The sequence below is a fragment of the Mycobacterium sp. genome (assembly GCF_050701675.1).
In the GTDB taxonomy this organism is placed as follows: domain Bacteria; phylum Actinomycetota; class Actinomycetes; order Mycobacteriales; family Mycobacteriaceae; genus Mycobacterium.
Window position 1 is genome coordinate 1 of sequence record NZ_JBOGDD010000182.1, and the last position, 8,346, is coordinate 8,346.

Annotated in this window: 8 protein-coding genes and 1 pseudogene; 1 reads left to right on the top strand and 8 read right to left on the bottom strand. The window is 67.5% G+C overall.

Annotated elements, in window-relative coordinates; all coding sequences use genetic code 11:
- The 8 genes and pseudogenes from ACRDUX_RS05345 to ACRDUX_RS05380 form a co-directional block, all read right to left on the bottom strand.
- Positions 1–710, bottom strand: a pseudogene (locus ACRDUX_RS05345) (TIGR00374 family protein); the annotation flags it as partial.
- A gap of 104 nt (positions 711–814) precedes the next feature.
- Positions 815–1,624, bottom strand: coding sequence for an SDR family NAD(P)-dependent oxidoreductase (locus ACRDUX_RS05350; RefSeq protein WP_526411720.1), 810 nt, complete (start codon positions 1,622–1,624; stop codon positions 815–817).
- A gap of 48 nt (positions 1,625–1,672) precedes the next feature.
- Entirely contained in the window at positions 1,673–3,229 is a 1,557-nt protein-coding gene (locus ACRDUX_RS05355) for an FAD-binding protein (RefSeq protein WP_526411722.1), read from the bottom strand.
- A 9-nt stretch (positions 3,230–3,238) separates the two neighbouring features.
- The gene (locus ACRDUX_RS05360; RefSeq protein ID WP_526411734.1) at positions 3,239–4,057 is read right to left on the bottom strand and encodes a mycofactocin-coupled SDR family oxidoreductase; all 819 of its coding nucleotides are present in this window, start codon (positions 4,055–4,057) and stop codon (positions 3,239–3,241) included.
- A gap of 14 nt (positions 4,058–4,071) precedes the next feature.
- A complete protein-coding gene (locus ACRDUX_RS05365; RefSeq protein WP_526411724.1) occupies positions 4,072–4,905 on the bottom strand; it encodes an SDR family oxidoreductase in 834 nt (277 codons plus the stop codon).
- 1 nt (position 4,906) lies between these two features.
- Positions 4,907–6,160: a hypothetical protein gene (locus ACRDUX_RS05370; protein WP_526411726.1), complete on the bottom strand. Its 1,254-nt coding sequence runs from the start codon at positions 6,158–6,160 to the stop codon at positions 4,907–4,909.
- Entirely contained in the window at positions 6,160–7,338 is a 1,179-nt protein-coding gene (locus tag ACRDUX_RS05375; RefSeq protein WP_526411728.1) for a sulfotransferase, read from the bottom strand. The genes ACRDUX_RS05370 and ACRDUX_RS05375 overlap by 1 nt, the downstream gene beginning before the upstream one ends.
- A 5-nt stretch (positions 7,339–7,343) precedes the next feature.
- Positions 7,344–7,787 carry a nuclear transport factor 2 family protein gene (locus ACRDUX_RS05380; protein WP_526411730.1) on the bottom strand — a complete coding sequence of 148 codons (444 nt, stop codon included), beginning with the start codon at positions 7,785–7,787 and terminating at the stop codon, positions 7,344–7,346.
- A gap of 178 nt (positions 7,788–7,965) precedes the next feature.
- Between ACRDUX_RS05380 and ACRDUX_RS05385 the strand changes: the two genes are divergently transcribed.
- Positions 7,966–8,346 (top strand): SDR family NAD(P)-dependent oxidoreductase (locus ACRDUX_RS05385; protein ID WP_526411732.1); only part of this gene is annotated, 381 nt, incomplete at its 3' end.

Genomic DNA, 8,346 nt, shown 5'->3' on the forward strand with positions numbered 1-8,346 from the left:
ACCGTCAACCCGGTCACCGCGAACCCGCGGCGGACCATCGCACGGACGGCGCCGTCCAGCGGCACTTCCAGCGCAGGGGTCCCGACGATGAGCACGGTCAACGCCCCGACGAACCATCCCACCGCGAGGCCGAGCAACGACCGCGCGGGCACCACGGCGCTGACCACCAGATGAATCGGCACGAATGCCAACAGCAGGGTCCACCACCATCGGCGCCAACGCGCCTCCAGCCACGGTCCCGACACCGTGAGCACCGCGGCCAGCATCGCGATCCACCGAGGATCGTCCAGGAACTGCGAGAGCAGGGTCCGCAATCGGTCGTCGAGATCGAAGTGCCAGCGCGGCGCCGCGAAGCCGCTCGAGTTGATCGACAGCGCGAGAACGGCGATCACACCTGCGGTCGCGTACGCGCCGAGAAGCCTCCACTGGCGGGCGGTGATCAGCCCGAACAGGATCGCAAACGGCAACGCCAGGATCGCGATCCCGTAGGCCAGATACACCAAGTTGGACTGCGTCGGGGTGAGCAGCGCCACGATCCCCGAGATCGACCGTTCCAAAGCCACCCAGTCCCGCCGGGTGATCAGCGAACTGGTGATGACGACGGCCAGGAACGTGGCGGCAAGGACGAGCCGGAAGATGTCGTTCGTGCGACGGATCAGCGGTTGCAGCAGGTCACCGGAAACGGTGATGTCCCGCCCGTCAACTCGCATGTCTGAGAATCTCTCGGATCGTCCGTTGCGCCGCGTGTGTCAGCGGCTCGCGGTCAACCTATCCCAGCCCGGCCCCCGTACCAGGGATTGTCGGACCCGACGAGCTACATGTGGGTGCCGCCGTCGACGCGCACCTCGGTGCCCGTGACCCAGTAAGCCTCGGGGGAGCCGAGCATCGCGACCACCGCGGCCACCGCGTCGGGCTTGGCGAACATCGCGCCGTCGTCCACCGGCAACACCGCCCGGATCTTGCCGAGCAACGAGAAGTCCATGTCATCGGGCAGGCCAGGTCCGATGCTCTGCTTGGACTCGCCGACGCCGTCGGTCATTCCGGAGGACACCGACCCGGGCTGCACGCAGTTGAACCGGATCCGCTCCCGGCTGTACTCGAGAGCCAAGGCGTGCGTCATCGCCTGGACACCGCCCTTGGATGCGGCGTAGGCCGACATGTAGGGGTGGGCGAAGCTCGCCGAGGTGGAGCTGAAGTTCACGACGGCGGCGGCATTGCCTTGCCGCAGAGCCGGAATCGCCTCGCGCGTGACGAGGAACGTGCCGATCAGATTGACTCGCAGGACGGCCTCGAAGTCCGCCAGCGTGGTGTCGGTGAAGTGCGACGACCGCAGAATGCCCGCCGCATTCACCAGGGTATCCAGGGCGTCCAGCTCATCGATCGCCTCGGCGACGCCACGGCGGACCGAGTCTTCGTCGCCGACGTCGATCAGCACGGTGGCGAGCCGGTCGAGGTGCGCCCCCGCTTTGGCGATGGTGTCCTTCAACCCGGAATCGCTGACGTCGGCGGCGACCACCCGCCCACCCTCGTCGAGGATCCGCAGCACGGTGGCCTGCCCGATGCCGGAGCCGCCGCCGGTGATCAGGACGCGGCGGTCGGCGTAACGCAGCAGAGAGGAAGGCATGGGCCGATGATGCCTTTCGCGGGGTGTCGGTGTCCGGCGTTCGACCGATCAGCGTGGCGCGGGGTTTCCCGCCATGTGCAGCGCGGCGAGGTGACTGAACAGCATCGACGCCCCGATGGGATTACCCCCGCCGGGGTAGGCGGTCCCGCTGACGGCGGCCATCGTGTTCCCTGCCGCGTACAGGCCGGGGATGGGCCGCCCTGCGGTGTCGAGCACCCTGGCCTGGGTGTCGGTGCGCAGGCCGCCCTTGGTGCCGAGGTCCGACAAGCCGAACGCGGCCGCGTGGTACGGCGGCCGGTCGATCGGCACCAACGGTGACGCGCCTGCGGTGAACGTGCGGTCGTAGGCCTCGTCGCCACGACCGAAGTCGTGGTCGGCGCCGCCGGACACCAACTCGTTGAAGCGCGTCACGGTGGCGGCGAGGTCGGCGCCAGGCACGCCGATCGCGTTGGCAAGCTCGTCCAACGTGTCGGCGGTGTGCCACAGGCCGGCCTCGCGGTAGCGCCCGGTCTCGACGAGCGAGACACTGGTCGACTTCACCGGGGGGATTTCGCCCTCTCTGTCGTCATAGACCATCCAGAATGGCAATCGCGTTGCACCGCTGCCGATTTGATCGAGAATCGTGCGACCCAGCCGGTCGTACGGGCCGGACTCGTTGACGAACCGCCTGCCATCGGAGTTGACGAAGATCCCGCCGGTGAACCAGAGCGAGAACGTCGACCGGCCATCGGGGTGCGTGAGTCCCGGTGACCACCACGCCTGATCCATCAGGTCGGTGGCCGCCCCGATGCGGATGGCCGCTTCGTGTGCGGCACCGGTGTTGCCCGGCGCGCCCATCGTGTCGTCGGCGCGTCCGGGTACGCCGAAGGCGTCGCGCATCCTGGTGTTCTGCTCGAAACCGCCCGCGGCCAGCAGCACGCCGCGACTAGCGCCGATCCGCACCTGCCCGCCATCTCGGCGGACGGTGACTCCGGTAACCACGCCGCCGCCGTCGGTGACGAGTTCGGTCAGCGGCGACTCGAGGTGAACGGCGGCGTTGGGATATCGGCGAAGTGCGGCGAGGAACCGACCGATGAGGGCCCGGCCACCGGTGAGCAGTTCCGGTGCAGGCGCACCAAGGCGTTCGTTGTCGAGCGGGCCGCGCACCCGGTCGGCGTACGGGCCGAGTGCACTCGCGGGCAGCGATCTGGCGACGATGTGCCGCAACCCATCCAGTCGGGCACCGGGCGCCCGGCCGAAGTAGTCGGGCCACGGGAGGACCTTGAACGCGAAGCCGTCGTCCTGCTCGAGGTACTCGATCAACCGTGTTCCGCCGCGCACGTACGCGTCCTGGAGGTCGCGCGGCGTGCGGTCGCCGACCACGGCGTGAAAGTAGGCCAGCGCGTCGTCGATCGTGTCGTCGCAGCCTGCGCGGCGCAGCACCGGATTGCACGGGAACCACATCCCGCCGCCGCCGGAGAACGCCGTCGTCCCACCGAACTTGTCGGTTGCCTCGATGAGCGCGACCGAAAGGCCTTCGCGGGCCGCGGTGTAGGCGCCGGTGATGCCACCGCCCGACCCGACGACGACCACGTCGACCTGTTCGTCCCAGTCTGCCGAAGACATGTCGACGCCCTAACTCCTGAGGGTGAAGCCGGCGTCGAGCGGCCAAGAGGTGCCCGTGATGAACGACCCGGCATCGGAGACCAGCCAGGCGACCGCGGTCGCGATCTGCTCCGGCTGTACCAGGGCGATGGGAAGCGCGTTCTGCTGAGTGGCCAGCCAAGGGTCGCCCGCCGCCGCCAGCGACATGGTGGTCTCGTTGATGATCATGTCGGTGGCGACCCCGCTGGGGTGGATCGTGTTCACCCGGATCGAGTGCGGGGCGAGTTGAAGCGACCAACCCTGCATGAGCGCTACCAGAGCGCGTTTCGACGCGGCGTAGCCCTGCAGTCCGGCACGTTCGGTACCCGAGGCCTTGATGCCCTGGGTGGAACTCGTCAGCACGATGGATCCGCCGCGCCCCCCGGCGATCAGCGCAGGAATCGCCGCATCGACGGTGTTCCAGACGCCGATCAGATTGACCTCGACGACGTCGCGGAACGTCCGACGGCGATCGTCGGTATCGCTCACCCTGATGATTCCGGCGTTGCCGATGACGATGTCGAGGCGGCCGAACTCACCGACGCCATCGGCAACCACCGCGTCCACCGCCTCGCCGTCACGGACGTCGGCCTGGCGGGCCAGGATCCGACGACCTTGGCGCTCAACCAGTTTCACGGTGGTGGCCAGGTCTTCAGCGGTGGCGCCGGGGTAGTCGGTCGAGTCGAACTCCGCGCAGACGTCGATCGCGATGATGTCGGCGCCCTCGCTGGCCAGCTTGACCGCGTGCGCCCGCCCCATTCCGCGCGCGGCGCCGGTGATGAAGGCCACCTTGCCATCGAGGGTTCCCATCTTCATGTCTCCGGTCATGTCGGCTTCGGGAAGTTGACGTCCTTGGTGACGGCCTCCCACTCGTCGATCGACGCGGAGAGCGCGGCGAGTTTGTCGCGCACCGCCTTGAGCACGTCGCGGCCGAGCAGCAGTCGCAGCGGCGGATCGTCGAGTGTGGTCACCATCAGCACGGCCTCGGCGACCTTTCTCGGATCGCCGGGAAGGTGATTGGCGAACTCCTTGATCATCGTCTTGCGGGCTCCTACGTTCTCGTCGTAATCGACTATCGGAGTTGACGACTCCCACATCGACCGGGCCGCCCAGTCGGTGCGGAACGCGCCGGGTTCGATGGCGGTCACCTTGATGCCCAACGGTTTGACCTCCTGCGCAAGGGCCTCGGTCAACGCCTCGAGGGCGAACTTCGTCGAGGAGTAGTACGCGTTGGGCGGGTTGGCCACCAGGCCGGTCATCGACGAGATGTTCACGATGTGCCCGGACTGCCTGGCGCGCATGGCGGGGAGGACGGCCTTGATGGTGTCGACCACTCCGAAGTAGTTGGTGTCGAACAGCTTGCGGACCCGATCGTCCTCACCCTCCTCAATCGCGGACAGGTAGCCGTTGCCCGCGTTGTTGACCAGCACGTCGATCCCGCCGAACGCGTCGTCTGCGGCGCGAACCGCCGCGGCGATCTGGTCGGAGTCCGTGACGTCGAGGGCCACGATGAGGGCACGGTCGAATTCGTCGCCGAAGTCCGCCACCGTCTCGGTGCGTCGCGCCGTCACCACCACGGAGTGCCCGGCTTGCAGTGCCGCGCGGGCGATTTCACGGCCGATGCCGGTGGAGCATCCGGTGATCAACCAGCGGCCCATCTCAGTTCGCCCCTTCGGGCAGTCGGCGCAGATACGCCGCGCGTCGGTCGGCGAGCTCGGTCGCGCGCTCCTGCGCGGACACCCGGCGCAGCGTCGGCGCCTCGGCCTCGAGATCGTCGAGTCTCACTACCCGCCCCCTGGCACCGAGATCCTCCTTCGGTCCGTCGCCGCCGAACTCGGCCATCCGCAGCGTCAGGATGCCCTCGTTCAACCCGTCGGAGTCGATCCAGTTGGCGACGCCGGGGTCGCACGCGGAGATGACGTAGGTGTAGGTACCGTCGTCGTTGGGCACCGACTGGGCCTTGTTGAGGCTGCCGGTTCTGTCGACGATGTCCAGAGTGGTGCCCCAGATGTTGCTCAGTGGCACGGTGAAGTACTCGGCCCCACCGTCGGCGACGTCGACGACGAATGCCTCGCCGGGGCTGAGGTCGAACCGGCCCATCACGTACACCTGGTTGCGCATGGCGCCCACCTTGTCGGCCGACCAGGCCAGGTTGAAGTCGTTGGGCGCCATCTTGTAAACGCCGTGGCTGAGCTTGCCGGTGAAGTTGGCGAAGTAGGCCATCATGTCGGCCGTGGCGGCGGCCTGCTCGTCGGGCGTGCGGGCAGGGGTGTCCGGCGCCGCCCCCAACCGGTGCACGGTCAGGTGATTCGCGTCGTCGCGATCCCAGTTGAGCAGGACGTCGCGGATGTAGAACTCGTGCGCCGCCGGGGTGGACTGCACGTGATTGGGCCGGTTGCCCGCAGGGTCGGAGTCGACGGTGATGGTGAACGATCCATCGGATTCCACCTCCATGGTGCGGCCGTTGAGCACGGCGACGGTGCCCATGTTGGCATCCCACAGTGTGAAGTAGTTCTCGGCCATGCGGTTCGCTCCGACGCGGCCGCGGATCTCGTAGCGCTCGTCACCGGAGATCGGGATCACCCGGTAGACGCTGTCGGGATTGTCGATGCCCCAACGTGATCCGGGAACCGCGCGGCCGGCCACCGGGTGGCCCAGCCGGGTGATGCAGCTGACCTTCGGCCGCAGCTTGTCCTGATTCGACGACCACATCGCTGCCGAGAACATCACTTCCGCGAAGGCGTCGTCGAACACTGCGCGCATCGCATCGGAGGCCTTCGCGCGCCCCAGCCACGTCTCGGCGACGCTGCGGTAAGCCGCCTTCACGGTCGGGTGTTCGGTGAGGTCGAGCGCGGCCAGTTCCTGTTCGTGTTGCGACGCCGTCGCGACGGGATCGCCGGTGTGCTCGGACATCAAATCCTCCTGAATGGTTCTGCACCGGAGCGAAATCGGGCGTTGTAGGTCGAGAACCGTTCGTCGATCTTGGCGTCGCTCAGCCCGAAGTCGATTGCGGCATACGGCGGGCGGGCCGGCTCGCGTGGGCGCTCGACGAGCCAGCGGCGCATCGCAGATTCCGCGTCGGCCGTCAACGGCACGCCGATCGCGTCGTACACGCGCGACACCTGGCCGATCGGATCGGCGACCGCGTCGGCGAACTCGATGTCGGTGCACGTCGTCGAGTCGTCGACCCAGCCGGCACGGGTGGCCATCGCGCGGTCGTTGGTCCAGCCCATCCGTTGCAACCACTCGGCGCCGACGCGGTCACGGTTCACGCGGTCCGAGTGCATCGCGTGCAGCGTGGCGTTGAGGCTTGCGCCAGAGGGGATGGTCTCGCGAGGATCGCGGTGCATGTGGACGACGTGCAGGTCGGGGAACCGAGCGCGTAGCGCGTCGAGGTATCCGAGGTGCGCGGGGGACTTGAGCACCCACCGCTCGGCCGTCCGACGCTTCTGCCACTGCAGGAACTGCAGCATTCGGTGCAGATACGCGTACGCCGGGGCGAAGTCCTGCCCATCGATCCAACTCCGGTAGCCGGGGACGTGCGCACCCGACTCGGGCACGTGGGAGAGGAACGCGTCGGAGAGGAAGACGATCTCCTCTTCGGGCTCGCGGGCGTACATCGGGTGGATGGCGAACAACTCCGGGGCCAGCTCGCGCGACGTCGCCTCACGCTTCTCGCTGATGACGATGCGGGGGTCCTCGTTCCCCGACCACTGGTAGTCCAGCTTCGGCGCCACCTCCACCACCTCCCAGCCGTACGCGCAGTGGAAGCGGTCGTCGGCAGCCAGCAGCCGCTGCAACAGCGTGGTGCCGCTGCGCATCATGCCGACCACCACGATGGGCGCGACGATCGTCTCCGTGGTGATCTCGGGATGCCTGCGGATCCACTCCTGGGCGCGCAGCCGCATCCGCAGGCTGTGGACGAGGCCCGAGCGCAGGACGTGCCCGCCGATGTCGTTGAGATCGGCCGCGGCGTACGCGTCCGCCAGTGCCGCGAGCGACTCCTGGAACGGCAGCGGACCCCAGTCCTGCAGGCCCTCCTTCTGCTGCGCCGTCGCGGTGAGCTGAGCCGCATCGAACGGGTTCGCCACGCCGGTCAGAACTTCAGATGGTGGCTGGTGTCGCCGACCTGATCGACGAACATGATTCGGGTGTCGAACCACCACGTGTCGTCGATGCGGTGAAAGGTGTCGCGGTAGTGGCCGGTGACGATGACCTGCAACGGCAGCTCCGGCGTGGCCTGGGTGACCAGGTAGTTGGCCGTGCTCGTCGCCGTCCCGGCTTCGTCGTCGACGTCGATGCGGGCGTTGCTCGTGAGGTGTTTGGTCTTTGGCGTGCCGTCCTCGTACAGCCTGGTCGCCATCTCGTACATCGCCCGCACCTTGGTGGTCCCGGCGAAGACGGTCTCGGGCGGACCGTCCTGCAGCCCGCAGATCCGGCCATGCGCGAACAGCTCGGCCACACCGTCCAGATCGCCCGCATCGATGCGCTCTGCGTATGTGTAGAGCAGGTTCTCGATCTGGCGGGCGCTGTCAATCATGACGGCAACTGGCTCCTCATTGAACCGACGTGGGCAGAACCGAAGTTGGTAGAGCTGACCGGAATTACGGCCATTTCCAGGTAATCAACCACTCGAGCTCGGTGATGTCAACGATTCTGCTCCCGGGTGGCCGCTCGATACGGACATGTCACGCAGACGGCGTGGTTAATCTCTGAGCGTGACATCACACTGGTCGCCGACGCGACTCGGCAACTTGAGCGGCAAGCGCATCATCGTGACGGGAGCCACCAGCGGAGTCGGCCTGGCGACGGCAGGCACTCTGGCGCGTGCGGGCGCCCACGTGATCATGGCCGTCCGCAACCTCGAACTGGGCGCCCAACGGGCTGCCGAGATCGGCGGTGACACGGCGGTCGTCAAGCTCGATCTCGCCGATCAGGCATCTGTGCATGCCTTCCCCGGGCTCTTCGACGGCGACGTGGACATCCTGATCAACAACGCCGGGGTGGTCGTCCAGCACCGGTCCGAAACCGTTGACGGATTCGAGATGACGTTGGGCACCAACTTCCTCGGCCCGTTCGCACTGACGAATCTGCTGCTC

Coding starts and splice junctions, on each gene's coding strand:
- ACRDUX_RS05350 (WP_526411720.1), bottom strand. CDS start 1,624: ATGCCTTCCTCTCTGCTGCGTTACGCCGACCGCCGCGTCCTGATCACC.
- ACRDUX_RS05355 (WP_526411722.1), bottom strand. CDS start 3,229: ATGTCTTCGGCAGACTGGGACGAACAGGTCGACGTGGTCGTCGTCGGG.
- ACRDUX_RS05360 (WP_526411734.1), bottom strand. CDS start 4,057: ATGGGAACCCTCGATGGCAAGGTGGCCTTCATCACCGGCGCCGCGCGC.
- ACRDUX_RS05365 (WP_526411724.1), bottom strand. CDS start 4,905: ATGGGCCGCTGGTTGATCACCGGATGCTCCACCGGCATCGGCCGTGAA.
- ACRDUX_RS05370 (WP_526411726.1), bottom strand. CDS start 6,160: ATGTCCGAGCACACCGGCGATCCCGTCGCGACGGCGTCGCAACACGAA.
- ACRDUX_RS05380 (WP_526411730.1), bottom strand. CDS start 7,787: ATGATTGACAGCGCCCGCCAGATCGAGAACCTGCTCTACACATACGCA.